Below are 25,298 nucleotides of genomic sequence, written 5' to 3'. Positions count from 1 at the left end.
GCGGTCAGGCCGCGAGCGGCTCGAGCGCGGCGCGCAGCGCATCGGGCAGCGGCACCGGCCGGCGCGTGCCGCGATCGACGTACACGTGCACGAAATGCCCCTGCGCGGCGGGCGATGCATCGCCTTGCGCGAACAGCCCGACCTCGTAGCGCACGCTCGACGTGCCGAGCTTCACGACCCGCAACCCGGCGTCGACCGACTGCGGGAACACGAGCGGCGCGAAGTAGTTGCACTGCGTCTCGACCACGAGGCCGATCGTCTGCCCGTGCTCGACGTCGAGCACGCCCGCGCGGATCAGGTATTCGTTCACGACCGTGTCGAAGTAGCTGTAGTAGACGACGTTGTTCACGTGCCCGTAGACGTCGTTGTCCATCCAGCGGGTCGTGATCGGCAGGAAGTGGCGATAGGCGTCGCGCGGACGCGGTTGCGGCTTGTCGGACATGGCGATGGCGGTCAGGACGATGGAAGCGTGGTGGACGACGCGCGGCCGCCGCGGGACACGGCGCACCGGCAGGAAGCGGAACGCCGCGCCGCGATCGCTCGCGGCACGGCGGATGCAACGCGGCTCACGGGCCGGCCCGTCACTGCCCCGGCCGGTCGACGAACTCGAAATCGAGGCCGCGCGCACGCATCCAGTCGGCGAGCGCGACGCCCGTGCCGGCGCGCCACGGGCGCAGCAGCGGCGGATCGACGAGCTTGTATTCGAGCAGTTCCGGCGACAGCGCGACCGTGCCCGATGCACGCACGTGGTACGCGATGATCAGCTCGTTCTTGCGGATGAATTCGTAGACGCCGACGAGCGACACGTGCTCGGCCTTCAGCGCCGTTTCCTCGAAGACCTCGCGCGCGATGCCGTCCTCGGGCGTCTCGCCGTTCTCGAGGAAGCCGGTGATCAGCGCGAACATGCCTTCGGGCCAGGCCGCGTTGCGCGCGAGCAGGATCTTGCCGTCGAGCTCGACGATCGCGGCGACGACGGGCAGCGGGTTGTTCCAGTGCACATAGCCGCAGGTGTCGTCGGGGCACGCCTGGCGAATGCGGCCGCCTTCATGGTCGGGATCGGCGCGCTCGGTGAGCGGGCTCGCGCAGCGCGGGCAAAAGCGGTAATCGGCGGTGGTCATCGATGGGGATCTGGCAGGCGCCGGACGGCCGCCTGCCGGCTGCCCGCGCACCCGCTCGGCGCGGGAAAGGCTTCATTCTAGCGAGTTTGCCCGGGCCGCAGACGATCCGGCCCCGCCGACATCAGGGTTGCCGGCGCCCTCGCACGGCGGTCGCCGCGAAGCCGGCGGCGCCCAGCAGCAGCGCGGCTACCGCAACCCACAGCGCAGGGGAAAACGACCCGAAGCGCGCGGCCAGCGGCGCCGCGACGAGCGGGCCGAGAATCTGCCCGACCCCGTACGACGCGGTCGCATAGCCCATCAGCCCGGCCGCCCGCTCGCCGTGCAAGCGCCGCGCCTCGCGCATCGCGAACAGCGTGATCGCGGTGAACGGCAGGCCGAGCAGCGCGCTGCCGACCGAAAAGCCGGCCGCGTTCGGCCACACGATGCCGGCGGCAATGCCGAGCGCCTGTGTCGCGCAACCGGCCGCCAGCAGCAGCCGGTTGTCCCAGTGCGCGGGCAGCCGCGCGGCGGTGATCGCGCCGACGATCAGCGCCGCGCCGAACATCGGCCAGAACAGGTCGGGCCATGGCGAGCCGGCCGGCAGCGCGGCGCGCGCGATCACGGGCAGGAACGTGGCGGTGATGATGTAGCCGAAGCCCGGCATGCCGTACAGCACGACGAGCCATGCGGCGTCCGCGCGATGGCGGCGCGCGTGCGCGTGGTTCGGCGCGGTGGCGGCGGCCACATGCGGCGCGGCACCGCCCGGCGGCGGCACGGCTTGCGCCGGGGCGTCCACAAACGTGCGCCAGATCACGACCGACAGCACCGCGGACAGCGCGGCGAACCCGAGCCAGCCCGACGCCGCGCGCTGGCCGGCCAGCGCGCTGCCGATCAGCCCCGTCACCACGATGCCGACGCCGGGCCCGGCGTAGATCACCCCGCTCCACTCCGGCGCATGCAGTTCGGCCAACCGCCGCAGCCCCCATTGCGACACGAACACGAACGTCCATGCACTGACGACGCCCGCGACGAAGCGCACCGCGAGCCACACCGGCAGCAGGTGGCCGATACCCATCGCGGCGGTGAGCAGCACGGTGGTCACGAGCCCGACGCGCACCATGCGCGCGGGCGCCACCCGCAGCGCCGCGCAACTGACCGCGCCGACGAAGTAGCCCGCGTAGTTCGCCGACGCGAGCCAGCCGCCGGCCTTCAGGCCGATCGAGCCGTCCGCGAGCATCAGCGGCAACAAGGGCGTGAACGCAAAGCGGCCGACGCCGAGCACGACCGCGAGGCCGACCATGCAGGCCAGCGCGGCCGCGCGGGCGCGGCGGTCGGCATCATCGACGGGAGGCGCGCCGGCGGCGGCGGTCGGGGCATCGGAGCGGGACATGGCAGCAAGGGCCGGCGTTCAACGCGCGGGCCGGATCGGAAATCGGAATGCTTCCATCCTAGCTTGACCAAACGTTCTCGAAAAATGAATAATTGAGAATCCAATCATCGCTCGGAGAGAATCATGGACCTGGCGGCGCTGGCGATTTTCCGGGCCGTGGTGCGCGAGAACGGCGTGACGCGCGCGGCGGCCAAGCTCAATCGCGTGCAGTCGAACGTCACGACGCGTATCAAGCAGCTCGAGGAGGAACTCGGTGCGGCGCTGTTCGTGCGCGACGGCCGCCGCCTCGTGCTGACGCCGGCCGGGCACACGCTGCTGCCGTATGCCGAGCGCCTGCTCGCGCTCGCCGACGAGGCGCGCGATGCCGTGCGCGAGGACACGCCGCGCGGGCGGCTGCGGCTCGGCACGATGGAGAGCACGGCGGCGAGCCGCCTGCCGACCGTGCTCGCGCGCTATCACCACGCGTGGCCCGACGTGTCGCTCGAGCTGCTGACGGGCACGACGGGCTGGCTGATCGACCGCGTGCGCGATTTCGAAATCGACGCCGCGCTGTTCGCGCGCCCGCCCGCGCCGGAGACGCTCCCCGACACGTTCGAGACGGTGCCGGTCTTCCGCGAGGACCTGGTGCTGCTCACGCCGCGCGGCCACCCGCCGGTGCGCACGCCGCGCGACGTGATCCTGCCGACGCTGATCGCGTTCGAGCGGGGCTGCACGTATCGCAAGTACGTCGAGCAGTGGTACGCAGGGCACGGCGTCAAGCCGGCGCGCGTGCTCGAACTCGGGTCGTATCACGCGATCGTCGCATGTGTCGCGGCGGGTGCCGGCATCGCGGTCGCGCCGCGTTCGGTGCTCGATTTGCAGCCCGAAACCGGCAACATCGCCGCGCACGTGATCCCCGAACTGGAAGGTATCGATACGCTGCTCGCGTGGCGGCAGGGTTATGCGTCGGCTGCCCTCGCCGCGCTGCGCGATGCACTCACGGAAGCCGGACGGCCGCCCGCCGATGCGACGAAGCCCGCGGTGACCGTGACGGCCTGACCCGTGTTCGCGCGTCGCCGCCCGGATCGACGCGCAAAAACAAAAAGACCCGACCGGCGCATGCCGATCGGGTCTTTGTCATTTCACGCGATGCCGCAACGGGGCGGCATCACATCGGTCGGAGCGATCAGAGCCGCTCTTCGACCCAGCCCTTCACGCCAGCCAGCGCGCCCGGCAGGTTCGCCGGCTCGGTGCCGCCTGCCTGCGCCATGTCCGGACGGCCGCCACCCTTGCCGCCGACCTGCTGCGCGACGAAGTTCACGAGCTCGCCGGCCTTGACCTTCTTGCTCGCGTCGGGCGTGACACCCGCGATCAGGCTGACCTTGCCGCCTTCGACGGCTGCCAGCACGATCGCCGCGCTCTTCAGCTTGTCCTTCAGCTTGTCGACCGTTTCGCGCAACGTCTTCGCGTCGGCGCCGTCGAGCGTCGCGGCCAGCACGAACACGCCGCCGATTTCGACCGCCTGCTGCGCGAGCTCGTCGCCCTGGCTCGATGCGAGCTTCGACTTCAGCGCGCCGAGTTCCTTCTCGAGCGACTTCACCTGGTCCTGCACCTGCGCGATACGCTGCGTGAGCTCCGACGGCTGCGCCTTCAGCGCGGCCGCGGCTTCGTTCACGCGTGCGTCGAGTTCCTGCACGTAGCGCACCGCGTTGTCGCCGGTGATCGCCTCGACGCGGCGGATGCCGGCCGCGACGCCGCCTTCGACGACGATCTTGAACAAGCCGATGTCGCCGGTGCGGTGCACGTGCGTGCCGCCGCACAGTTCGCGCGAGAAGCCGAGGTCGAGCACGCGCACTTCATCGCCGTACTTCTCGCCGAACAGCGCCATCGCGCCGCCCTTCACCGCTTCGTCGTACGGCATCACGCGCACGATGCCCGGCGCGTTGGCGAGGATTTCGTTGTTGACGATCTGCTCGACGCGACGGATTTCGTCGTCGGTCATCGGTGCGTTGTGCGCGAAGTCGAAACGGGTCTTTTCCGCGTCGACCAGCGAACCCTTCTGCTGCACGTGCGCGCCGAGCACTTCGCGCAGCGCCTTGTGCATCAGGTGGGTGGCCGAGTGGTTGCGCTGCGTGCGGGCGCGGCGATGCGCGTCGATTTCCGCGCGCAGCACGTCGCCCACTTTCAGCGTGCCTTGCTCCAGCGTGCCGTGATGGCCGATCACGTCGGCCTGCACCTTCAGCGTGTCGGCCACCGCGAAGCGCGTCGCGGCGTTCGCGAGCACGCCCTGGTCGCCGACCTGGCCGCCCGATTCCGCGTAGAACGGCGTGTGGTCGAGCACGACGACCGCGTCCTGGCCCGTCTTCACTTCGTTGACCGACGAACCGTCGACGTACAGCGCGACGACCTTCGCGTCGTCGAACGCGATTTCCTCATAGCCGTGGAACGTGGTCTTCGCGCCCGTGTATTCGAGGCCCTGCGCGGCCTTGAACTTGCCGGCCGCACGGGCCTGCTCGCGCTGGCGCGCCATCGCGTCGTCGAATGCCGGCTCGTCGACCGTCATCCCGCGCTCGCGGCACACGTCGGCCGTGAGGTCGAGCGGGAAGCCGTAGGTGTCGTGCAGCTTGAACGCGAGTTCGCCGTCGAGCACCTTGCCGCCCTTCGCCTCGACGTCGGCCAGCGCGGCTTCGAGGATCGACATGCCGTGCTCGATCGTCTCGAAGAAGCGCTCTTCTTCCTGGCGCAGCACGTCGGTCACGCGCTGTTCGGCTTCCTTCAGCTCCGGGTAGGCCGTGCCCATCTCGGCGACGAGGTCGGCCACCAGCTTGTGGAAGAACGCGCCCTTGCGGCCGAGCTTGTAGCCGTGGCGGATCGCGCGGCGCACGATCCGGCGCAGCACGTAGCCGCGGCCTTCGTTGCCGGGAATCACGCCGTCGACGATCAGGAACGAGCATGCGCGGATGTGATCGGCGATCACCTTCAGCGAGTTGTTCGTGAGGTCGCTGATTTCGGTCACGCGCGCGGCGGCCTTGATCAGGTTCTGGAACAGGTCGATCTCGTAGTTGCTGTGCACGTGCTGCAGCACCGCGGCGAGACGCTCGAGGCCCATGCCGGTGTCGACCGACTGCTTCGGCAGGCGCGTCATGTTGCCCTGCGCGTCGCGGTTGAACTGCATGAACACGAGGTTCCAGATCTCGATGTAGCGATCGCCGTCTTCCTCGGGCGACCCCGGCGGCCCGCCCCACACGTCCGGGCCGTGGTCGTAGAAGATTTCGGTACACGGGCCGCACGGGCCGGTGTCGCCCATCGTCCAGAAGTTGTCCGACGCGTAGCGCGCGCCCTTGTTGTCGCCGATGCGGATGATGCGCTCGGTCGGCACGCCGACTTCCTTCGCCCAGATGTCGTAGGCTTCGTCGTCTTCCTGGTAGACCGTGACCCACAGCTTGTCCTTCGGCAGCTGGTAGACCGTGGTCAGCAGCTCCCACGCGAACTTGATCGCGTCGTGCTTGAAGTAGTCGCCGAACGAGAAGTTGCCGAGCATCTCGAAGAACGTGTGGTGGCGCGCCGTGTAGCCGACGTTCTCGAGGTCGTTGTGCTTGCCGCCCGCGCGCACGCTGCGCTGCGCCGTCGTGGCGCGCGAGTACGGACGCGGATCCGTGCCGAGGAACACGTCCTTGAACTGGACCATGCCCGAGTTCGTGAACATCAGCGTGGGGTCGTTACCGGGCACGAGGCTCGACGAGCGGACGATCGTGTGGCCCTTCGATTCGAAGAATTTGAGGAATTTCTCGCGGATTTCGGCAGCTTTCATGGCGTGCGGGGACAGTCTGGCAAAGACGGCTTCAAACGCCGGCGCCCTTGTCGGGGCGCGCGGCGGCATGGATTCGGAAACGATCGATTATACGGGATCGGGGCCCGCTTCCGGGCAAAGCGCCGGAAAGCGGCTCGGCCATCCGGCCGGCCCGGGCGGGGCCCGTTTCCGCCAATGACGGGCGCCAGGCCACCCGCGCAGCCGATTCGCCTTAAGATGCTCGGCATGCCAACCGGCCTTGCCCGACCAGGCGAGCCATGAAAGGAGACGATTCGACGATGGGTGCCCTGAGCCATATCCGCGTGCTGGACCTCACCCGCGTGCTCGCGGGCCCGTGGTGCGCGCAGACGCTTGCCGATTTCGGCGCGGACGTGATCAAGGTCGAGCGCCCGGGCGCCGGCGACGACACGCGCCACTGGGGGCCGCCGTACCTGAAGGACGCCGACGGCGCGGATACCGCCGAGGCCGCGTACTACCTCGCGGCGAACCGCAACAAGCGCTCGGTGACGGTCGACATTGCCACGCCCGAGGGCCAGCAGATCGTGCGCGAGCTCGCCGCGCAGAGCGACGTCGTGCTCGAGAACTACAAGGTCGGCCAGCTGAAGAAATACGGGCTCGATTACGACTCGCTGCGCGCGGTGAAGCCCGACCTCGTCTACTGCTCGGTCACCGGCTTCGGCCAGACCGGCCCGTACGCGCACCGCGCGGGCTACGACTTCATCATCCAGGGGATCGGCGGCTTCATGAGCATCACCGGCGAGCGCGACGGCGAGCCGGGCGGCGGCCCGCAGAAGGCCGGCGTCGCGATCGCCGACCTCGCGACCGGCCTCTACTCGACGATCGCGGTGCTCGCCGCGCTCGCGCATCGCGACCGGACCGGCGAAGGCCAGTACATCGACATGGCGCTGCTCGACGTGCAGGTCGCGCTGCTCGCGAACATGAACACCAATTTCCTCGCGAGCGGCAAGCCGCCGGTGCGCTGGGGCAACGCGCATCCGAACATCGTGCCGTACCAGACGTTCCAGACGCGCGACGGGTGGATCATCGTCGCGGTCGGCAACGACGGGCAGTTCCGCAAGTTCGTCGAGGCCGGCGGCCGGCCCGAACTGGCGGATGACGAGCGTTTCGCGACGAATCCGTCGCGCGTGCGCCACCGCGACACGCTGGTGCCGATCCTCGCGGAGATGGTGAAGGCGCGCGACAAGGCCGACTGGATCGGCGCGCTCGAAGCGGCCGGCGTGCCGTGCGGCCCGATCAACGATCTCGACGAGGTGTTCGACAACGAGCAGGTCGTCGCGCGCGGGATGCAGGTGTCGCTGCCGCACCCGTGCGGCGCGGACGCGAAGCTCGTGCGCAACCCGATCCGGATGAGCGCGACGCCGCCCGAAGCACGCACGGCCCCGCCGCTGCTCGGCGCGCAGACCGACGACGTGCTGCGCGACATGCTCGGCTACGACGACGCGAAAATCGCCACGCTGCGGGCGAAACAGGCAATCTGAACGCGGCGGGTGGCGCGGGTGCGGACGGACCGCGTGGCATCGGCGTCAATCGCTGCCCTGCCCCGCGCGGTCGATCAATCGAGCTGTCGATCGAGCCGTCAGTCGCGACGGGCGAGCGCGTCGAGCCAGCCGCGCGCATCGGGCCAGTCGCCGAGCCCGCTGTCCGCATTGATGTGGCCGCGCGGGCCGATATCTTGGAAGGCGCTACCCCATGCGTTCGCGCAGTTTCGGGCGAACGCGAGCGAGCCATACGGATCGTCGCTGCTGGCGACGACGCAGGTCGGAAACGGCAGCCGTTCGTATGGCACGGGCCCGAAACCGTACGCGTCAGCCGGAAACGCGGGACCGTCGGGATCGGGCAACGCGACGAGCAGCGCGCCGCGCACTTTGGCGAGCGCCGCCGGGCGCGCGTAGCGCGTCGCCCACCATGCGGTGGTCAGCGTACCGAGGCTGTGGCCGGCAATCAGCACCGGTCCGCGCGCGGCCTCGACCGCGCGATCGAGCGCGAGACACCAGCCGTTGCGGAACGCGCGGTCCCAGTCGGGCATCGCGACGCGCGAGAAGCGTGCGTCGGCACGCTCCCAGCGGCTCTGCCAGTGAAGCGGGCCCGAATTGGCGTAGCCCGGCAGGACGAGAACGGGTAAACGGCTCATGAAAAGTGCGTCGACGAGTGAAATCGTTGTGGTGCGTCGGCGCAGTGTCGCACACCCGTTCCTCCCTGATGCTGCCTGTCTGATATCGGAAGGATGTGCGTGGGTCGGGACGCGCTGAGCGCCGCGTCGCGACCGGACGTCAAGCCGCCGTCTTGCAGGCGGCTTGCGTCATGTCTGGCGGTCAGCGCACGTTCGCGCCGACGATGCCGCCTGCCGCGGCGCCGGCGACCGTGCCGAGCGGGCCGCCCGTCACGAGGTAGCCGAGCGCGCCGCCCGCGGCCGCGCCGATACCGGCATTGCGCTGCGTATGCGTCATGGCGCACGCGCCGAGTTGCGACAGGGCCGCGACGATCACGGCGGTACGAACGATAAACGTGGTCTTTTTCATCATGGTTTTTAGTGTCCTCCCGCCGCGCGGCATCCCGAACGGCGGCATTGAATCGGTGAAGCCATCATAGGCAACGCCAAACGGCCCGGGCAATCCGATTTACGTCGTGTTACAGCCGACACAATATCGAGATAATCGGTCGAAACCCGCCCCCGGCATGCCGCAAGCCGCGCGGGACGGACCCCGGTCAGGTAGAATCACGGGATTAAACCGGCGCGACGCGCGCGCCGACACAACCTGACGCCATCCGCATGAGCACCGAACGTAACGACGCCCCCGCGGCTTCCAATTTCATCCGCAACATCATCGACGACGACAACCGCACCGGCAAATGGGGCGGACGCGTCGAGACGCGCTTTCCGCCCGAGCCGAACGGCTATCTGCACATCGGCCATGCGAAGAGCATCTGCCTGAACTTCAGCGTCGCGCGCGACTACGGTGGCGTGTGCCACCTGCGCTTCGACGATACGAACCCGGAAAAGGAAAGCGTCGAGTACGTCGATTCGATCGTCGACGCGGTGCGCTGGCTCGGCTTCGACTGGCGCAAGGACGCGGTCGATCACCAGTACTTCGCGAGCGACTACTACGACAAGCTGTACGAGTTCGCCGAGCTGCTGATCCAGCGCGGCAAGGCCTATGTCGACAGCCAGAGCGCCGATGAAATGCGCGCGAACCGCGGCTCGCTGACGGAAGGCGGCAAGCCGTCGCCGTTCCGCGATCGCACGCCGGAAGAAAACCTCGACCTGTTCCGCCGCATGAAGGCCGGCGAGTTCAAGGAAGGCGAGCACGTGCTGCGCGCGAAGATCGACATGGCTTCGCCGAACATGAACATGCGCGACCCGGTGATCTACCGGATCCGCTACGCGCACCACTACCGCACCGGCGACGCATGGTGCGTGTACCCGATGTACGACTACACGCACTGCATCTCGGATGCGCTCGAGGGCATCACGCATTCGCTGTGCACGCTCGAGTTCGAGGATCACCGCCCGCTGTACGACTGGGTGCTGAACGAACTCGCGGAAGCCGGCAAGTTCACGCGCCCGCTGCCGCAACAGATCGAATTCTCGCGACTGAACCTCACGTACGCGATCACCAGCAAGCGCAAGCTGCTTCAGCTCGTGACCGAAGGCCACGTCGACGGCTGGGACGACCCGCGGATGCCGACGATCGTCGGCGTGCGCCGCCGCGGCTTCACGCCGGAGAGCATCCACCTGTTCTGCGAGCGGATCGGCGTGACGAAGATCGACTCGTGGATCGACATGAGCATCTTCGAAGGCGCGCTGCGCGACGACCTCGACGACAAGGCGGCACGTACCGTCGCCGTGCTCGATCCGCTGAAGCTCGTGATCGACAACTATCCGGAAGACCTCGAGGAAGCGTGCACGGCGCCCGTGCACCCGCACCACCCGGATCGCGGCGTGCGCACGTTCCCGATCTCGCGCGAGCTGTGGATCGAGCGCGAGGACTTCGTCGAGAACCCGCCGAAGGGCTATTTCCGCCTGTTCCCGGGCAACAAGGTGCGCCTGCGCTACGGCTACGTGATCGAATGCACGGGCTTCGACAAGGACGCCGACGGCAACGTGACGGCCGTGCACTGCAACTACTTCCCGGACAGCAAGTCGGGCACCGAAGGCGCGAACACGTACAAGGTCAAGGGCAACATCCACTGGGTCAGCGCAAAGCACGCGCAGCCGGCCGAAGTGCGGATCTACGACCGCCTGTTCAAGGAGCCGCATCCGGACGCGGGCGGCGCGAATTTCCTCGAGGCGCTGAATCCCGACTCGAAGAAGATCGTGCAGGCATACATCGAACCGGGCAACGACGACATCGCACCGGAAACGCGCCTGCAGTTCGAGCGTCACGGCTACTTCGTCGCCGATCGGGTCGATTCGAAACCGGGCAAGCCGGTGTTCAACCGGATCGTCGGACTGCGCGACAGCTGGGGCAAGCCGGCTTGACGGCATGCTTCGCACGCGGCACGCGGCCCGCGGCTTCGCAAGCCGCCGCCGCGTGACCATAAAAAAACCGGCCCCTGGGCCGGTTTTTTGTTGCGCGCGTCGAAGCGAAGCCGGGTCATGGCGCATCGGAAGCCGCCGCCCTCGTTCAACTACCCATCAATCGCCGATGCAACTCCACCAGCGACAGCTTCGTGCGAAACAGCCGCGCGAGGCTGCGGCTCGCATACGCGTCGATGTCGGCGGGCAGGGTCCAGCGATACGCATCCATCTCGGGAATCATCGAGCCGTCGCGACGGCTCGGAAACAGCGACGTGCACGTACAGTGCGCGAGATCGACTTCGTCGTCGGCCACGCGCACCGCGAACAGGTGCAGATCCTTGTCGTGCCGGTACGCGAAGCGGCCAAGATCGAGCAGCCGATCGGCGCCGAACACGATGCCGGTTTCCTCGAGCAGTTCACGCAGCGCCGCGTCGGCCGGCGTCTCGCCCGGCTCGCCCTGCCCTTTCGGGATGTCCCAGTGCGTGGTATCCGTCGCGTGCGCGAGGAACACGCGGCCGGCCGCATCGAGGATCACGACGCCGCACGACACCGTGCGCGGCGCGGCGCCCCGCTTCATCACGCGCGTGCTCAGCGTTTCTGCAGCTGCCACTTGCCCGCGTCGGTCTTGCAATAGACGGGCTTGAGCGTCATCGTCTGGCCCTTCGCGGTGATCTCGGTGGCGACTTCACGGCAGGTCTTGCCGTCCGTCTCGGTCGTGGTCGGCGTGAGCTTCGCATCGATCTGCGTGCCGCGGCCGGTGCTCTGCCACGTCGTGGTCTCGCCGTCCTTGCCTTCGTCGCGCACCTGCACGACCGCCTTGGACAGCGACGCGCGGTCGGTCTTGCTGAAGTAGCTGAGCGGCGTGTCGTTCAGGAAGTTCAGGTTGTTCTGCGCATGGGCAGGCAGCATCGCGGCTGCGCACGCGGCGCCGGCCAGCACGCGCGTGACGACGGAAAGGGATGCACGCATCGACATGTTGTTCTCCTTGGATGTTCGATCGAACGGCGCGGTGCATGCCGGCAAACCGGGGGCCGGCCATCCGGCACGCACACTGCGCCTGTCAGCGAGCGAGGATAGCATGCGTGCCGTCGACGCCGCCTTCTAGTGGCCGGCCGGCGCGGCCGTCTGCTGATATCCGTCAGTCAGCGTACCGAGGAACGCGATCACGTCCTTGATCTCGGCCGCGTTCAGCGCCGGCTGGTCGCCGCGCTTGCGATCGAACGGCGCTTCGCGGTTGATGTTCGGCCAGTAGCGCTTGGGCAGGTCGTCGTAGATCTGCACCTTGCCGTTCACGACCGGATAGAACTTCTCCGGATGGATGTCGCGCTCGACGTAGAAGCGCATCACGTCCTCGAGCGAGTGGTACACGCCGTTGTGGAAGAACGTCTTGCGCAGCGCGACGTTGCGCAACGACGGCGTGCGGAACAAGCCGCAGAATTCGTCGCGGCCCTTCAGGTCGGTACGCTCGGGGCCGCACGCGCCGAGATCGTGGAAACGCGGGTCGTGATTGACGGGCAGCGCGCGGTTGCGCGGCACCGCGATCGCGATCAGCCCGAAATCGCTGAACTGTGGCGGGCCACCTTCGAGCGTGCGCTGACTGATGTGGCAGCTCGCGCAGTTGCCCTTCTTCTCGTCGTTGAACAGCTGCAGCCCGCGCAGTTCAGCAGGCGTGAGCTGCGCGTGGCCGGCCAGGTATGCGTCGTACTTGCTCGTGTACGGATCGAACAGCGCCGGCTGTTGCTGGAAGGCGTCGAGCGCGCGCAGCACCGCGTCGAAGGTCGCCTGATCGTTGCCGAGCACCTGGTCGCCGAATGCCTTGCGGAACGCATCCGCATAAGGTGCGGCGCGAACTGCCTTCGCGACCCTTGCCGGCGAGCTGCTCATCTCGAATGGCGACGTGAGCGGAATGCGCGCCTGCGCATCGCGCGTGTCGACGCGACCGTCCCAGGTCAGCCCGCCGGTCGGACCCGCGTCGATGCTTTCGTCACCTTCGTCCGGCGAATCGTGGAAGTGCTCGCTGAACGGCGGGATACCGCGCAGGTACTTCAACGACGGCACGGCACGAAAACCCGTGCGGTGCATGTCGTCGCCGCCGAGTTGTACCGACAGCGCGTTCGGCGGCCCGAACGCATGCTCGGCGCTGTGGCACGACGCGCATGCGAGCTTGCCGGAGCCCGACAGCGAAGGATCGAAGAACAGCTGCTTGCCGAGCGCCGTCATCTGCTTGACGCCCTCGAATACCTGCGCGCGCGTCTGCGGCTGGCTGGCCGGCGCGACCGCGGGAGCGGCCGGGGCCGCTTGCGCCGCCGGCACGACGGACGCGGCCGGCGTATTCGCGCCGGGACGCGCATCGCAACCGGCGAGCGCCGCCAGCCCTGCGGCCAGCGCCAGCGCGGCCGCGGCAGGGGTCAACGATCGCGCGAACGCGAGGGGTTTCAGAAGGCTGTGCATCGTCGTTCTTCTTGTAGCGGTGGGCAATCGGCCGGAGCTTATGTCAGTTCCATGACCGTTGCATGACGTTCAACCGACAGTCAATTGAAAGCGCCCCTACACCCGGCTGTCAAATCGGTTCCAGATAATGCGCGCAGCCGGTCGGTGTCTCGCAGTGCCTGCACCGGCCGTACGTCAACCCGGTTCCCACACGCGACAAACAACGAAAGAGAGAACATCGCATGAAGAAGCACGCCTGGATTCGCTATACGCCGATCGCCCTCGCGGCCGCGCTCAGCCTGACCGCCTGCGGCGGCGACGATGTCACGCAGCAAGGCCTGTCGGCCGTCAAGAACGTTGTCGTGATCTACGCGGAAAACCGCAGCTTCGACAACCTGTATGGCAACTTCCCCGGCGCGAACGGCCTGCAGAACGCGACGGCTGCGAACTCGGTGCAAAAGGATCGCGACGGCTCGACGATGGCGACGCTGCCGAAGATCTGGGGCGGCCTGACCGCGACCGGCATCACGCCGGCGGTGACCGAGGCGATGACGGCGAACCTGCCGAACGCGCCGTTCGCGATCGACGATCCGAACGGCTTCAACCAGTCGATGAGCATCGCGACGCGCGACATCGTGCACCGCTTCTATCAGGACCAGATGCAGATCAACGGCGGCAAGAACGACATGTACGCCGCATGGACTGACGCGGGCGGCCTGACGATGGGCCACTACACCGCCGATCCGTCGAAGCTGCCGCTGTGGAAGATCGCGCAGCAGTACGTGCTGGCCGACAACTTCTTCATGGGCGCGTTCGGCGGCTCGTTCCTGAACCACCAGTACCTGGTCTGCGCGTGCGCGCCGTACTACCCGAACGCCGACAAGAGCCCGGCGGCCGGCAAGATCGCCGTGCTGAACGCCGACGGCAAGTCGCTGAAGGTCGCGACGAACTCGCCGGCCTCCGCGCTGAGCGGCCCGCCGAAGTTCGTCAACGACGGTGCGCTGACGCCCGACTTCTACGGCATCAACACGATGCAGCCGGCGTATCAGCCGAGCGGCAACAAGGCGGCTACGGGCGGCGACCCGCTGCTCGCCGACCCGGCCAATCCGTCGACGATGCCGCCGCAGACGGCGACCAACATCGGCGACCTGATGACCAACGCGGGCGTGTCGTGGGCGTGGTACAGCGGCGCGTGGGGCCAGGCGCTGCAGGCGAGCCAGAACGGCACGTCGAACGTGATCTACGGCGCCGACCTGTCGACGCCGAACTTCCAGCCGCACCACCAGCCGTTCAACTACTTCGCGAACCAGGCGCCGGGCACCGCGAGCCGCGCGCAGCACCTGCTCGACGGCGGCGCGAACGGCGCCGAGTTCATCAAGGCGATCGATGCGGGCACGCTGCCGCAGGTCACGTTCTACAAGCCGCAGGGCAACCTGAACGAGCACCCGGGCTACACGGACGTCACGTCGGGCGACCAGCACATCGCCGACGTGATCGCGCACCTGCAGGCAAGCCCGCAGTGGAAGAATATGGTCGTGGTCGTCACGTACGACGAAAACGGCGGCTTCTGGGATCACGCGACGCCGCCGAATGCCGACCGCTGGGGCCCGGGCACCCGCATCCCGGCGCTGATCGTGTCGCCGTATGCGAAGAAGGGCTTCGTCGACCATACGCAATACGACACGGGCTCGATCCTGCGCTTCATCACGCGCCGCTTCTCGCTGCCGCGCCTCGCGGGCCTGCAACAGCGCGACGACGCGCTGAAGGCGAACGGTGCGCAGCCGATGGGCGACCTGACGAACGCGCTGCAACTGTCGCCGAACCTGTAACCGCATCGCCATCACCGCGAACGGGCCGGCCACGTCGCCGGCCCGGACGAACGAAGGGCAGCCCCGCGGGGCTGCCCTTTTTCATGCCGCGTGCGGGTTGCCGCGCGCCGCCGTCACCAGCCGTACTTCAACTCGACGCCGACGTAGTCGGCGTTGTGCCCGCCCGCCTGGCGGATCGCGTCGCCGACCTGGAAATGCACGGCCTCGATCGCACCGATCAGATTCGCGGCGATCGTCCAGTCCGCGCGCAGCTGCACGTACATCCCGGTCCACAACCCGCCCTTGCCCGCCGTGCCCGGCACCGGGATGTTCGGCTGCTGATAGACGGCGTCGCCGGTCGTCTCGCGCCACTGGAAGCCGAGCGCACCGAGCAGCGACAGGTTCGCCGACGGCTTCAGCGTCACGGACGGCTTCACGTGAATCAGGTTCGCATAACTCGTATAGCCGGCCAGCGTGAAGTAATAGCCGTTCGGAAACAGCGGGTTGAAGGTGCTCACCCGGCCGTCGTGCGGATGCCGGTCGCCCGACGCCGCGTCGACCTGCAGCGCGATGCGCGGCGACCACGGCGCATCGAGCTTGTAGCCGGCGATCGAACCGACGGCCCACGCGCCGATCGTCGCGTTGCCGACCGTGCCGGTCTGCAGCATCGTTTCGAGATCCCAGTCGAAGCGCCCCAGTGTGCCCGTGTAGCGCACGTCCCACACGTCGCGATGCTCGGGACCGCTCGCGTCGAGAAACCGCGCGTTGTTGCGGTTGTATCGCGACCAATAGCCGGACAGGTCGCCCGGCCCGACCGACTGCCGCTCGAAGCGCACACCGCTGAACGTGAGGTCGCGATTCGACACGTCGTCGAAATCGGACGCGTTGCGGTTCTGCACCGGCTGCGTCGCATAGCCGATGAAGCGCCACTTCTGGTACTCGTACACGGCCCAGACCGCATCGAACGCCTGCCGTACGTTCGGGCCGTCGCGCGTGGCGATGAAACGCTGCAAGTCGAACGCCATCTCCTGCCGGCCGACGCGGAACTTGAACGTGCCGCCGCCGAGCGCGCCCGTGTAGGTCGCGAACGCCTGCTCGAGATCGAGCGGGTTCTTGTCGACCGGCGACACCGTGTTCTTGCCGAACGCGCGGGCGTCCTGCAACTGCACGAAGAACTGCCAGTGCTGGCCGAGATGCGCATCGGCATGCACTTCGATGCGCTGGATCAGGTAGGTATCCGATTGCGCGGAGCCGATCCCGAACAGCGGCGCGTCATTGGTCTCGAGACGCTCGCGCAGGTTCACGCCGAGCGACAGATAGGACGCCGGATCGTTGCCGAGCGGAATGTATTTCAGGCCGTCGAGCGGCGCGCGCGGCACGCACGGATTCGCGAGCACCGACCAGTCTTCCTGCCAGCGGTTGAACAGCACCACGGGGCGCTTGGCCGTGCAGGTCGATGCGGCGGCAGCGGTTGTCGTTGCCGATGTCGTTGGCGTTGCCGATGACGCGGCCGGCACCGGCTCCTGCACCGGCGTGGAAGCCGGCGTCGATGCCGCCGCCGTTTGCGCGCATGCCGCGTCGGCGCCCGCGAGCAGCAGCCCCGCGACGATCGACACGCGCGCGGCCCGTGCGGTATGCCGGCCGTGATGTCTCCTCCCGCCCCGCTCGATCATGCGCGCTCCTGTGTGGTGGTACCCGCCGTTGGTGCCGCGCACAGGGCAAGCGTCGCGAGCGCGCCGACCGGCGCGAGCAGCGCGAGGAACCCGACGAAGCGGAATCCGAGCGCGCCGCATGCGGCGCCGAGCGCGAACGCGACGATCGCCGGCAGCATCTTGCCGAAGCGCGCGCGTGCCGCCGCGCGCGCGGCATCGGCGGTGCCGGCCGACAGCAGGTCGACCGCGTCGAGGATCGCCTGCGTCACGTTGCCGGTCATCACCGTGTTCGGCACGCCGCCGGCGCGCGCAATCACGCGCGGATGCGCGTTCTGCACGCCCATCGCGAACGTGCCGACGATGCCGGCCACGAGCGCCGAAAGGCTGTCGGGCTGCGTGACGGGCGTCGCCCACACGCCCGCCGCACAGAAGCCGAGCAGCAGCACGGCCTGGACCGCATGCAGCGCGCGCGTGCCCTGCCAGGCGGGCCGCCCGGACATCGACCGCGCGATCAGGCTGCTCGCGATCACGCCGCACACGAATGCGGGAAACACACTGAGCTTCAACACGACACCCTGGCCGAAGCCCGCGATGCCCGCGCCGATCAGCACGAAGTTGCCCGTCACGTGTGCCGTGAACAGCCCGAACAGCGCGACGAAGCTCAGCGTGTCGACGAAGCCGGCCACCGCGGCAAGGATCGTGTCCTCGTGCTTCATCGCGCCGCGCTCGCGTGGATTTCGGCGACGTAGCCGCCCGGGAACTGCACGAGCGCCGCGTCGCGGCCGTCCGACGTGAACGGCGGCACGAGCACGGTCACGCCGGCTGCCTTGGCCTTCTCCAGCGTCGCGCCGAGATCGTGCACTTCGTAGCCGGTCATCTCGCGGCCGAACGGGTAAGGCAGGTGGCCGTCGGTCACGAGCACGGTCATCTTGCCGAAGCCCGATTCGATGCGGATGCGGCGGTACGTGTCGTTCGGCCGGCCGATCTCGATGCCCGGCGCCTTGAGGGTGTCGGACACCACCTTGCCGTTCGAGAATTTCACGAAATCGTGCACCAGCTTGTGCACGCTTTCCGGCGATACGTACACGCGGTTCTCGGGCACCGTCTCGAGCACGTCGTAACGCGGCGCTTCGGTATGCCAATAGAGTTGCATGTTCAGGGTGCCGGCCCAGCGGATGATCGCGTCGCGCCCGATCGGATCGGGAAACGTGTCGACGATCACGTCCGCGCCGTGCGCGCGCGCCGTCTTCATCGCGACGTCCATGTCGGTGACGAGATAACCGGTGCGCTCCGAGCAGAACGGATACGGGATCGGCGTCTTGAAGCCGAACACCGAGATCGTGCCGACCGGTGTGAGCACGAGCTGCGACATCGTCTGGCTCGGCGTGGGCGTGACCTGGAACACGCCCTGCTTCGATTTCCTGCCGCCGAACGTCGCGACGAAGCTGTCGGTGAAGCGGTCGAAGTCTTCCGGTGCCACGCACACGTGCGTCGTGTCGTATTGCGGGCCGACGGCCACCGTCGGCGTGGCCGCCGGCGGCACCGGCGGCTTCGCGAACGCCACCGGCGCGACGGCAAGACCGCCCGCGAGCAGCGCGGCGAGCAGCACGGAACGAATGGATTTCATCACGGGATTCCCTGGTTGTTGCATTGTCATCGGATGGAGCGGCCGTCATCGGCCGGTTGCCGTGCATCGTCGAGCACGGTCGCAAGCACGAGGGCCGCGATCAGCCCAAGATGCTCGAAAAAGCTGTTGAGCGCCATGAAATTTTCGGCACCCGAATGGTTCCAGAAATCGTTCGCCACGACCATCGCGACCAGCGTCAGCATGCCGAGCGCGCCGGCGCCGAGCCACGTGAAGCGGCGAAACACCACGCACAACGAGCCGACGATCTCGACCACGATCGCCAGCGCCGCCCACAACGCGGCCGGCTGCAGGCCGAAATGCGCCTGCTCGGCCACCGCGTCGCCGAAGTGCATCGCCTTGTTGACGCCGCCGATGAGGAACGCGGAAACGAGCGCCAGACGCGCGAGCGGCAGGACCCACGGCTGCGACAGCAGCGCGCGGATCCATGCCGGGTTGCCATGGGCTGTGCGCGCCGTCATGTCAGACCGCCCAGCACGAGCAGCCGAACGCGCCCCAGAAACCCTTCGCGTCCGACGTCGGCAACGCGCGGCTCCACGCACTAGCATGCGCATGGCCGTGCATGCCGCACGCGCTCGCGCAACCGCACATCGCCGCGGCGGCCGCCGCGCGCTGCAGCGGTGCGCCATCGCGCTGCGTCGCGCCCCAGCCACCGTAGCCGCCGTAGGCGCGCACCGGCGACCAGTCCGGCATCGCCGGCGGAATCGGCGCGTCGTGCGACGCGAACGGCCCCGCCCCCCACACGATCCGGCCGCCCACCACCGTCAGCAGCGCCGTCGTATCGACGATATCGTCCTCCGCGCACGTGAAGAAATCGCGATCCGGGACCATCAGGTCGGCCAGTTGCCCGACCGCGATACGCCCTTTCTTGCCCTCTTCGTTCGAGAACCACGTCACGTACTCGGTCCACATGCGCAGTGCAGTTTCCCGATCGAGCAGGTTGCGCTGCGGATACAGGCGCATCCCGCCCACCGTCTTGCCCGTCACGAGCCACGCGAGCGACACCCACGGGTTGTACGACGCCACGCGCGTCGCGTCGGTGCCGGCCGACACCTTGAGGCCTTTCGACAGCATCTTCGCGACCGGCGGCGTCGCTTCGGCCGCCTGCGCGCCGTAGCGCTCGACGAAGTACTCGCCCTGGTACGCCATCCGGTGCTGCACCGCGATGCCGCCGCCCAGCGCCGCGATCCGGTCCATCGACTTCTCGGAGATCGTTTCCGCGTGATCGAAGAACCAGTTCAGCCCTTCGAGCGGGATGTCCTCGTTGACCTTCTCGAACACGTCGAGCGCGCGGCTGATCGTTTCGTCGTAGGTCGCATGCATGCGCCACGGCCAGCGGTTCTGCGCAAGCACGCGCACCACGCCTTCGAGATCGTCTTCCATCTGGGCCGGCAGGTCCGGGCGCGCGACGCGGAAATCCTCGAAGTCGGCTGCCGAGAACACCAGCATCTCGCCCGCGCCGTTGTGACGGAAGTAATCGGTGCCGTCGTGGTACTTGCTGCTCTTCGTCCAGTTGACGAAGTCTTCCTTCTCCGCATTCGGCTTCTGCGTGAACAGGTTGTACGCGATGCGGATCGTCATCTCGCCCGCGTCATGCAGCTTGCGGATCACTTCGTAATCGTCCGGGTAATTCTGCGAGCCGCCGCCTGCATCGATCACGCCCGTCACGCCGAGCCGGTTCAGCTCGCGCATGAAGTGACGCGTCGAGTTGTATTGATACTCGAACGGCAGCTTCGGGCCTTTCGCGAGCGTCGCGTAGAGGATCGTCGCGTTCGGGTTCGCGAGCAGCAGGCCCGTCGGATTGCCCGCGGCATCGCGCAGGATCGTGCCGCCCGGCGGCTCGGGCGTGTCCTTCGTATAACCCACGACACGCAGCGCGGCCGCGTTCAGCAGCGCACGGTCGTACAAATGCAGGATGAACACCGGCGTATCGGGCGCGACCGCGTTGAGCTCGTCGATCGTCGGCAGGCGCTTCTCGGCGAACTGGTGTTCGGTGAAGCCGCCGACCACGCGCACCCACTGCGGCGCCGGCGTGATCGCGACCTGCTGCTTGAGCATCTCCATCGCGACCGCGAGCGAGCGCACGCCGTCCCAGCGCAGCTCCATGTTGTAGTTCAGGCCGCCACGGATCACGTGGCAATGGTTGTCGGTCAGGCCCGGCAGCGCCGGGCGGCAGCCGAGGTCGACCACCTTCGTCGCACGGCCCGCGAGCGGCACGATCTCCGCGTCGCTGCCGACCGCGACGAAGCGGCCGTCCTTGATCGCGACCGCGGTGGCGACGGGGTTCGCACGGTCGAGCGTCGTGATGCGGCCGTTGTGCAGGATCAGATCCGGCTGATTATCAGTTGCACTCATTAAAATGTCCTCGATACGATCAGAAGCCGAGCCAGTGCCGGATGGCGCCGATGGCCTGCGAGCCGATCAGCATGCCGGCGAGGCCGATCAGCGCAATGAGCGGCGGCGCCGGCGAGCGCACCTTGATCACGCTGTACACGACGCCGACCAGCACGCCGGCCGACAGCGACAATAGATAAGATTCCATAACGATTATTCTCCCCGGCCGGATTAGAATGAGCCGCATCGCGCCGGCCGCATGCTGCGCCGCCGTATCCACTTCGCTTCCCTGCCACTCTGCCCGACCATGCAACACCTTCCTGATCTCGAAGCCTGGGCCGTCTTCGCGCGCGTCGCGGAGCTCGGTTCGTTCGCCAAAGCCGCTGAGCTCCTCGGCGTGTCGCAACCGACCGTCTCGAAGGCGATCGCGCGCCTCGAAAAGCGCCTCGGCGCGATGCTGCTGTACCGCACGTCGCGCAAGCTGTCGCTCACGCCGACCGGCGAACTGCTGCGCGACCGTGCGATCCGCCTGCTCGCCGATGCGGAACTGATCGAGAGCGAGGCGTCCGCGCAAGCGCTCGAACCGCACGGCCTCGTGCGCGTGAATGCGCCGATGTCGTTCGGGCTGCACCACCTGTCGCCGGTGCTGCCGGCGTTTCTCGAACGCTATCCGCGCGTCGACATCGACCTCGTGCTCACCGACCACATCGTCGACATCGTGTCCGGCGGGTTCGACGTCGCGATCCGGATCGCCGAGCTGAGCGATTCGTCGCTGCGCTCGCGCCGCCTGTGCGCGGTGCGCCGTCCGCTCGTCGCGTCGCCGGCGTATCTGGCCCGGCATGGCCGGCCCGCGCATCCGCGCGACATCGAGAAGCACGTGTGCCTCACCTACACCAACCTGCCGACGCCCGAGCACTGGCGCTTTCGCCACCCGGCCTCGGGCGACGAATTCGGCGTGAACGTGCACGGACGCATCCGCACCAACAACGCCGACGTGATCGTCCCCGCACTGATCGCCGGCCACGGCCTCGCGCTTCAGCCCGAGTTCCTGGTGTGGGACGAACTGCAGCGCGGCATACTCGAAGAAGTCATGCATGACTGGAGGATCGCCGACGTCAACGTCAACCTGATGACGCCGCCCGGCATGCTGCGTGCCGCGCGCGTGACGGTGCTGCTCGATTTCCTCGCCGAACATTTCTCGCACGCGCCGTGGGCAGTGCCCGCGGCCTGAGCGGGCGGCGGCCGGCGGATCGCCGCGGGCCGCCGCCTGCATCGGAGGCATCGCGCGCAGCCGGTCGCCCGTTACTTCGCCGGCACGGCCGGGATCGACTCGTGCGGCGTCGCGGTACGCTGCGCGGCCTTGTGAACCATCGTGTACGCGTAGTCGACGCCCATCCCGTACGCGCCCGAATGCTCCCTCACGACCGCCATCACCGCGTCGTACGTGTCGTGACGCGCCCAGTCGCGCTGCCACTCGAGAATGACCTGCTGCCAGGTCACGGGCACCGCGCCGGCCTGCACCATCCGCTGCATCGCGAAATCGTGCGCGGCCTGCGACGTGCCGCCCGAAGCGTCGGCCACCATGTAGATCTCGTAACCGCCTTCGAGCATCGCGCACAGCGCGAACGTCGTATTGCAGACTTCGGTCCACAGACCCGACACGATCACCTTCTTGCGGCCGTTCGCGGCCAGTGCGTCGCGCACCTTCTGGTCGTCCCACGAGTTCATCGACGTGCGTTCGAGCGTCTTCTGGTTCGGAAAGACGTCGAGCAGTTCGGGATAGGTATGACCGGAGAACGCCTCGGTCTCGACCGTCGTGATCGTGGTCGGGATATTGAACGCCTTCGCGGCCTTCGCGAGGCCGACGACGTTGTTCTTCAGCGTCTGGCGATCGATCGACTGCACACCGAATGCCATCTGCGGCTGCTGGTCGATGAAGATCAGCTGGCTGTTCTGCGGAGTAAGTACTTCGAGCTTCGGGTTGCTCATGGCGTGATCATCCTTGGAGCGGAAAGGGAAATCTTGCCTCGCCGCGAACGCGGGAGGATTCGAGTTGGGTACGACGCTTGATCTGCTTCGTCCGTCTCGATTCATTAAAACCGCAATCCTCTGATACGAACATCCAAAAAATGGAATCACTCGGATTCCAGAATAGGTGGTCGCCCAAGGGCAATCCGCCCTTTTTTTCTGCACGTAAACCCGATACGCTTCGAGGGACCTCGACGATGTACTCGTCGCCACCCGTCGTTCGATCACGAGACCACGAGACGCCCATCATGAAAGCCTATGTCCTGTCGCTGCTCGCCGGTGTCCTCGCCGGCGCCATCTACGGCACGATCGGCGTGAATTCGCCGGCCCCGCCGATCATCGCGCTCACCGGCCTGCTCGGCATGCTCGCCGGCGAACAGATCCTGCCGGTCGCGCGACGCATGCTCGCGGGCCACCGGCTGAACACCGCATGGCGCGACGCGAAGTGCAGCCAGCACATGTTCGGCGCGCTGCCCGGCGGCACCACGAACGACCGCAAGCCGTCGTGATGCAATCGCTCATCACCTCCCGCGTATGACCAACGTCGAGCTGTTCCATTACCTGCTGCTGTTGATCTGCGGTGCCGGCGCGCTCACGTGGCTCGCCGAACGGATTTCGATTCCACCGGCCGTCGTGCTGCTGCTCGGCGGCTGCGTGGTCGCGGTGGCCGGCAAGCGCGTGCCCGACATGGACCCGGCGCTGCTGCTCGCGGCCGTGCTACCGCCGCTGCTGATGTCGAGCGGGTTCTACACCGCGTGGAAGGAATTCCGGCAGGAGCTTGCGTCGATCGCATCGCTCGCGCTCGGCGCGGTGGTGTTCACGACCGTCGCGGTCGCGTTCGCCGTGCATGCGGTGAACCCCGCGCTGCCATGGGCCGCGTGTTTCACGCTCGGTGCGATCGTGTCGCCGCCCGATGCGGTCGCCGCGAAGGCAATCCTGCAGCGCCACCCACTGCCCGCGCGGCTCGTCGCGGTGCTCGAAGGCGAAAGCCTCGTCAACGATGCGTCGGGCCTGCTGCTGTACCAGATGGCCGTGTCGGCCGCGCTCGCCGTGTCGATCACGGCCGCGAGCGCCACCGGCCTGTTCTTCTCGCTCACGCTGATCGGCATCGCGGTCGGCCTCGCGTGCGGCCACGCGATGAGCTGGGTGCTGCCGCGCCTGCGCGATCCGATGCTCGGCATCGTCGTGACCTTCGCGATGGCGTGGGGCAGCTACGGGATCGCGGAAGCCGTAGACGGCTCCGGCGTGCTGTCGGTCGTCACCTGCGGCCTTGTGCTCGGTGTGCGCCAGCATCGCGTGTTCGACGCCGACATGCGGATCAAGGCGAAGGCGACCTGGGAAGCGATCGTGTTCGTGCTCGACGCGCTCGTGTTCATCCTGATCGGCCTCGCGCTGCATGCGATCCTCGCGCGCGTGAACCACGAAGGCGCGGTGCTGATGGCCGGCCTGCGCGTCGCGCTACCCGCCACCGCCGCGGCGATCGCCGCGCGCATCGTGTGGGTGTTCGTCGCGATGTGGCTGCCGGGCCGCCTGCGCGCGCCGCGTGCCGGCCACGCGCCGTGGTCGTGGCGCGAAGCCGTCGTGCTCGGCTGGTCGGGCATGCGCGGCGTCGTGAGCCTCGCGGCCGCGATCGCGCTGCCCGCCAATTTCCCCGGCCGCGACCTGATCCTGTTCAGCACGTTCCTGCTGATCATCGCCACGCTGGTCGTGCAGGGCGGCACGCTCGCGCCGCTGATCCGCGTGCTGAAGCTGCGCCCGGCTGCGCGGCGCACGATGTCGGAGCATGCGGTGCGCGCGCATACGTTCGGCGCGGCGCTCGCCGAGCTCGACGCGCGCGAGCAGCGCGGCTCGACCCTAGAACGCGCATCGCTCGACCGGCTGCTGACCGAATACCGCAGCCGCGTCGCGTTCAACGAACGCGCGCACCGCGACGGCGCGCAGCCTGCGGACGTGCGCGCGCGAATGCTGCGCGTCGAGCTCGAGCTGGTGGGCGTGTCGCGCGACGCGCTGCTCGACCTGCATCGCGACGGCCGGGTCGACGACGCAGTGCTGCACCGCATAGAATCCGAGCTGGATTTCGAGGAACTGCGGCTGCAGCGCCTGCTCGAACCCTGAGCGTGCGGCGATGCATGGCCGCACGCCAGCCGATCCCCCTTCCCCACATGGAATTGCAATGAGCGAACTGTCCGTCGAAGCGAGCATCGGCTCCGTCGATTACCTGGTCCATTTCACCGACGGCGTCCGTCAGTGGCGTGCCGACGAACCCGTATCGCTCGGCGGCGGCGATACCGCGCCCACGCCCGTCGCGCTGCTGCTGTCGAGCCTCGGCGCATGCACCGCGATCACGCTGAAGATGTACGCGCAGCGCAAGGACTGGCCGCTCACCGAAGTGCACGTGAAACTCGCGCACGAATCGGGCAGCGCGGGCAGCACGATCGTGCGCCGCATCACGCTCGAAGGCGACCTGTCCGACGAACAGCGCGAACGCCTGCTGCAGATCGCGAACGCGTGCCCGGTGCACAAGATCCTCACGCACCCGATCACCATCGACACGGCGATCGCCTGACGCGCGCCGCCCCGACTA

24 protein-coding genes are annotated in these 25,298 nt (G+C 68.0%); 8 read left to right on the top strand and 16 right to left on the bottom strand.

The features are described from left to right. Positions 1-4: 4 nt before the first annotated feature. From FFS49_RS28135 to FFS49_RS28125, 3 genes are all read right to left on the bottom strand, one after another. Positions 5-442, bottom strand: coding sequence for a thioesterase family protein (locus tag FFS49_RS28135; protein WP_027787751.1), 438 nt, complete (start codon positions 440-442; stop codon positions 5-7). A 139-nt stretch (positions 443-581) separates the two neighbouring features. Beyond that, a complete protein-coding gene (locus FFS49_RS28130; protein ID WP_039347430.1) occupies positions 582-1,118 on the bottom strand; it encodes an NUDIX domain-containing protein in 537 nt (178 codons plus the stop codon). A 121-nt stretch (positions 1,119-1,239) separates the two neighbouring features. Beyond that, entirely contained in the window at positions 1,240-2,487 is a 1,248-nt protein-coding gene (locus tag FFS49_RS28125) for a YbfB/YjiJ family MFS transporter (RefSeq protein ID WP_105816825.1), read from the bottom strand. 123 nt (positions 2,488-2,610) lie between these two features. Between FFS49_RS28125 and FFS49_RS28120 the strand changes: the two genes are divergently transcribed. Continuing rightward, positions 2,611-3,525 (top strand): LysR family transcriptional regulator, encoded by a 915-nt coding sequence (locus tag FFS49_RS28120; protein ID WP_039347436.1) that lies wholly within the window; start codon positions 2,611-2,613, stop codon positions 3,523-3,525. Positions 3,526-3,652: 127 nt separating this feature from the next. Here FFS49_RS28120 and alaS read toward each other — a convergent pair whose 3' ends face one another. Further along, positions 3,653-6,277 (bottom strand): alanine--tRNA ligase, encoded by a 2,625-nt coding sequence (gene alaS, locus FFS49_RS28115; RefSeq protein ID WP_105816826.1) that lies wholly within the window; start codon positions 6,275-6,277, stop codon positions 3,653-3,655. A gap of 278 nt (positions 6,278-6,555) precedes the next feature. Here alaS and FFS49_RS28110 point away from each other — a divergent pair, with 278 nt between their 5' ends. Continuing rightward, positions 6,556-7,776: a CaiB/BaiF CoA-transferase family protein gene (locus tag FFS49_RS28110; RefSeq protein ID WP_039347854.1), complete on the top strand. Its 1,221-nt coding sequence runs from the start codon at positions 6,556-6,558 to the stop codon at positions 7,774-7,776. 98 nt (positions 7,777-7,874) lie between these two features. Here the strand turns inward: FFS49_RS28110 and FFS49_RS28105 are convergent, their stop codons facing one another. Beyond that, positions 7,875-8,429, bottom strand: coding sequence for an alpha/beta hydrolase (locus tag FFS49_RS28105; RefSeq protein WP_105816827.1), 555 nt, complete (start codon positions 8,427-8,429; stop codon positions 7,875-7,877). 181 nt (positions 8,430-8,610) lie between these two features. After that, positions 8,611-8,820: an ornithine acetyltransferase gene (locus tag FFS49_RS28100; protein ID WP_011351716.1), complete on the bottom strand. Its 210-nt coding sequence runs from the start codon at positions 8,818-8,820 to the stop codon at positions 8,611-8,613. Positions 8,821-9,068: 248 nt separating this feature from the next. Between FFS49_RS28100 and FFS49_RS28095 the strand changes: the two genes are divergently transcribed. Next, complete coding sequence (locus FFS49_RS28095; protein ID WP_039347445.1) at positions 9,069-10,778, top strand: glutamine--tRNA ligase/YqeY domain fusion protein; 1,710 nt, start codon at positions 9,069-9,071, stop codon at positions 10,776-10,778. Between the two features lie 145 nt (positions 10,779-10,923). Here FFS49_RS28095 and FFS49_RS28090 read toward each other — a convergent pair whose 3' ends face one another. The 3 genes from FFS49_RS28090 to FFS49_RS28080 all read right to left on the bottom strand — a co-directional run bounded on the left by FFS49_RS28090 (position 10,924) and on the right by FFS49_RS28080 (position 13,268). Beyond that, positions 10,924-11,394, bottom strand: a complete 471-nt coding sequence (locus FFS49_RS28090) for an NUDIX hydrolase (protein WP_046545436.1) — start codon at positions 11,392-11,394, stop codon at positions 10,924-10,926. Between the two features lie 11 nt (positions 11,395-11,405). Continuing rightward, the gene (locus tag FFS49_RS28085; RefSeq protein ID WP_039347448.1) at positions 11,406-11,792 is read right to left on the bottom strand and encodes a hypothetical protein; all 387 of its coding nucleotides are present in this window, start codon (positions 11,790-11,792) and stop codon (positions 11,406-11,408) included. 126 nt (positions 11,793-11,918) lie between these two features. Beyond that, on the bottom strand, positions 11,919-13,268 hold the full coding sequence (locus FFS49_RS28080; protein WP_039347451.1) for a cytochrome c peroxidase: 1,350 nt from the start codon (positions 13,266-13,268) through the stop codon (positions 11,919-11,921). A 221-nt stretch (positions 13,269-13,489) separates the two neighbouring features. Between FFS49_RS28080 and FFS49_RS28075 the strand changes: the two genes are divergently transcribed. After that, positions 13,490-15,076, top strand: coding sequence for an acid phosphatase (locus FFS49_RS28075; RefSeq protein WP_039347454.1), 1,587 nt, complete (start codon positions 13,490-13,492; stop codon positions 15,074-15,076). A gap of 113 nt (positions 15,077-15,189) precedes the next feature. Here the strand turns inward: FFS49_RS28075 and FFS49_RS28070 are convergent, their stop codons facing one another. Genes FFS49_RS28070 through FFS49_RS28045 form a run of 6 tightly spaced genes read right to left on the bottom strand, consistent with a single transcriptional unit; the run spans position 15,190 to position 20,894 of the window. Then, positions 15,190-16,728: an alginate export family protein gene (locus FFS49_RS28070; RefSeq protein WP_105816828.1), complete on the bottom strand. Its 1,539-nt coding sequence runs from the start codon at positions 16,726-16,728 to the stop codon at positions 15,190-15,192. Beyond that, on the bottom strand, positions 16,725-17,423 hold the full coding sequence (locus tag FFS49_RS28065) for a YoaK family protein (protein WP_039347459.1): 699 nt from the start codon (positions 17,421-17,423) through the stop codon (positions 16,725-16,727). The genes FFS49_RS28070 and FFS49_RS28065 overlap by 4 nt, the downstream gene beginning before the upstream one ends. Continuing rightward, positions 17,420-18,334, bottom strand: coding sequence for a glyoxalase (locus tag FFS49_RS28060; protein ID WP_105816829.1), 915 nt, complete (start codon positions 18,332-18,334; stop codon positions 17,420-17,422). The genes FFS49_RS28065 and FFS49_RS28060 overlap by 4 nt, the downstream gene beginning before the upstream one ends. 26 nt (positions 18,335-18,360) lie before the next feature. Next, the gene (locus FFS49_RS28055; protein WP_039347465.1) at positions 18,361-18,813 is read right to left on the bottom strand and encodes a DoxX family protein; all 453 of its coding nucleotides are present in this window, start codon (positions 18,811-18,813) and stop codon (positions 18,361-18,363) included. Between the two features lies 1 nt (position 18,814). Further along, positions 18,815-20,707 (bottom strand): amidohydrolase, encoded by a 1,893-nt coding sequence (locus tag FFS49_RS28050; protein WP_039347467.1) that lies wholly within the window; start codon positions 20,705-20,707, stop codon positions 18,815-18,817. Positions 20,708-20,726: 19 nt separating this feature from the next. Further along, positions 20,727-20,894 (bottom strand): DUF1427 family protein, encoded by a 168-nt coding sequence (locus FFS49_RS28045; RefSeq protein ID WP_039347470.1) that lies wholly within the window; start codon positions 20,892-20,894, stop codon positions 20,727-20,729. A gap of 99 nt (positions 20,895-20,993) precedes the next feature. Here FFS49_RS28045 and FFS49_RS28040 point away from each other — a divergent pair, with 99 nt between their 5' ends. Further along, the gene (locus FFS49_RS28040) at positions 20,994-21,917 is read left to right on the top strand and encodes a LysR family transcriptional regulator (RefSeq protein WP_105816878.1); all 924 of its coding nucleotides are present in this window, start codon (positions 20,994-20,996) and stop codon (positions 21,915-21,917) included. A gap of 71 nt (positions 21,918-21,988) precedes the next feature. On the opposite strand, the gene FFS49_RS28035 is transcribed toward FFS49_RS28040, so the two are convergent. Then, positions 21,989-22,675, bottom strand: coding sequence for a hydrolase (locus FFS49_RS28035; protein ID WP_105816830.1), 687 nt, complete (start codon positions 22,673-22,675; stop codon positions 21,989-21,991). A 287-nt stretch (positions 22,676-22,962) separates the two neighbouring features. Between FFS49_RS28035 and FFS49_RS28030 the strand changes: the two genes are divergently transcribed. The 3 genes from FFS49_RS28030 to FFS49_RS28020 are packed head-to-tail and all read left to right on the top strand — an operon-like array spanning position 22,963 to position 25,280. After that, entirely contained in the window at positions 22,963-23,223 is a 261-nt protein-coding gene (locus tag FFS49_RS28030) for a XapX domain-containing protein (RefSeq protein ID WP_071334320.1), read from the top strand. 25 nt (positions 23,224-23,248) lie between these two features. Next, on the top strand, positions 23,249-24,829 hold the full coding sequence (locus tag FFS49_RS28025) for a Na+/H+ antiporter (protein ID WP_105816831.1): 1,581 nt from the start codon (positions 23,249-23,251) through the stop codon (positions 24,827-24,829). Between the two features lie 58 nt (positions 24,830-24,887). Next, on the top strand, positions 24,888-25,280 hold the full coding sequence (locus tag FFS49_RS28020; RefSeq protein ID WP_105816832.1) for an OsmC family protein: 393 nt from the start codon (positions 24,888-24,890) through the stop codon (positions 25,278-25,280). Positions 25,281-25,298 lie beyond the last annotated feature (18 nt).

This window comes from Burkholderia sp. 4NA327C6 (genome assembly GCF_005502655.1).
In the GTDB taxonomy this organism is placed as follows: Bacteria; Pseudomonadota; Gammaproteobacteria; order Burkholderiales; family Burkholderiaceae; genus Burkholderia; species Burkholderia contaminans.
This window is presented reverse-complemented; position numbering and strand designations above follow the sequence as displayed.

Excerpts from the sequence above, each read along its gene's own strand:
- FFS49_RS28135 (WP_027787751.1), bottom strand. The coding sequence starts at position 442 with ATGTCCGACAAGCCGCAACCGCGTCCGCGCGACGCCTATCGCCACTTC.
- FFS49_RS28130 (WP_039347430.1), bottom strand. The coding sequence starts at position 1,118 with ATGACCACCGCCGATTACCGCTTTTGCCCGCGCTGCGCGAGCCCGCTC.
- FFS49_RS28125 (WP_105816825.1), bottom strand. The coding sequence starts at position 2,487 with ATGTCCCGCTCCGATGCCCCGACCGCCGCCGCCGGCGCGCCTCCCGTC.
- FFS49_RS28120 (WP_039347436.1), top strand. The coding sequence starts at position 2,611 with ATGGACCTGGCGGCGCTGGCGATTTTCCGGGCCGTGGTGCGCGAGAAC.
- alaS (WP_105816826.1), bottom strand. The coding sequence starts at position 6,277 with ATGAAAGCTGCCGAAATCCGCGAGAAATTCCTCAAATTCTTCGAATCG.
- FFS49_RS28110 (WP_039347854.1), top strand. The coding sequence starts at position 6,556 with ATGGGTGCCCTGAGCCATATCCGCGTGCTGGACCTCACCCGCGTGCTC.
- FFS49_RS28105 (WP_105816827.1), bottom strand. The coding sequence starts at position 8,429 with ATGAGCCGTTTACCCGTTCTCGTCCTGCCGGGCTACGCCAATTCGGGC.
- FFS49_RS28100 (WP_011351716.1), bottom strand. The coding sequence starts at position 8,820 with ATGATGAAAAAGACCACGTTTATCGTTCGTACCGCCGTGATCGTCGCG.
- FFS49_RS28095 (WP_039347445.1), top strand. The coding sequence starts at position 9,069 with ATGAGCACCGAACGTAACGACGCCCCCGCGGCTTCCAATTTCATCCGC.
- FFS49_RS28090 (WP_046545436.1), bottom strand. The coding sequence starts at position 11,394 with ATGAAGCGGGGCGCCGCGCCGCGCACGGTGTCGTGCGGCGTCGTGATC.
- FFS49_RS28085 (WP_039347448.1), bottom strand. The coding sequence starts at position 11,792 with ATGTCGATGCGTGCATCCCTTTCCGTCGTCACGCGCGTGCTGGCCGGC.
- FFS49_RS28080 (WP_039347451.1), bottom strand. The coding sequence starts at position 13,268 with ATGCACAGCCTTCTGAAACCCCTCGCGTTCGCGCGATCGTTGACCCCT.
- FFS49_RS28075 (WP_039347454.1), top strand. The coding sequence starts at position 13,490 with ATGAAGAAGCACGCCTGGATTCGCTATACGCCGATCGCCCTCGCGGCC.
- FFS49_RS28070 (WP_105816828.1), bottom strand. The coding sequence starts at position 16,728 with ATGATCGAGCGGGGCGGGAGGAGACATCACGGCCGGCATACCGCACGG.
- FFS49_RS28065 (WP_039347459.1), bottom strand. The coding sequence starts at position 17,423 with ATGAAGCACGAGGACACGATCCTTGCCGCGGTGGCCGGCTTCGTCGAC.
- FFS49_RS28060 (WP_105816829.1), bottom strand. The coding sequence starts at position 18,334 with ATGAAATCCATTCGTTCCGTGCTGCTCGCCGCGCTGCTCGCGGGCGGT.
- FFS49_RS28055 (WP_039347465.1), bottom strand. The coding sequence starts at position 18,813 with ATGACGGCGCGCACAGCCCATGGCAACCCGGCATGGATCCGCGCGCTG.
- FFS49_RS28050 (WP_039347467.1), bottom strand. The coding sequence starts at position 20,707 with ATGAGTGCAACTGATAATCAGCCGGATCTGATCCTGCACAACGGCCGC.
- FFS49_RS28045 (WP_039347470.1), bottom strand. The coding sequence starts at position 20,894 with ATGGAATCTTATCTATTGTCGCTGTCGGCCGGCGTGCTGGTCGGCGTC.
- FFS49_RS28040 (WP_105816878.1), top strand. The coding sequence starts at position 20,994 with ATGCAACACCTTCCTGATCTCGAAGCCTGGGCCGTCTTCGCGCGCGTC.
- FFS49_RS28035 (WP_105816830.1), bottom strand. The coding sequence starts at position 22,675 with ATGAGCAACCCGAAGCTCGAAGTACTTACTCCGCAGAACAGCCAGCTG.
- FFS49_RS28030 (WP_071334320.1), top strand. The coding sequence starts at position 22,963 with ATGAAAGCCTATGTCCTGTCGCTGCTCGCCGGTGTCCTCGCCGGCGCC.
- FFS49_RS28025 (WP_105816831.1), top strand. The coding sequence starts at position 23,249 with ATGACCAACGTCGAGCTGTTCCATTACCTGCTGCTGTTGATCTGCGGT.
- FFS49_RS28020 (WP_105816832.1), top strand. The coding sequence starts at position 24,888 with ATGAGCGAACTGTCCGTCGAAGCGAGCATCGGCTCCGTCGATTACCTG.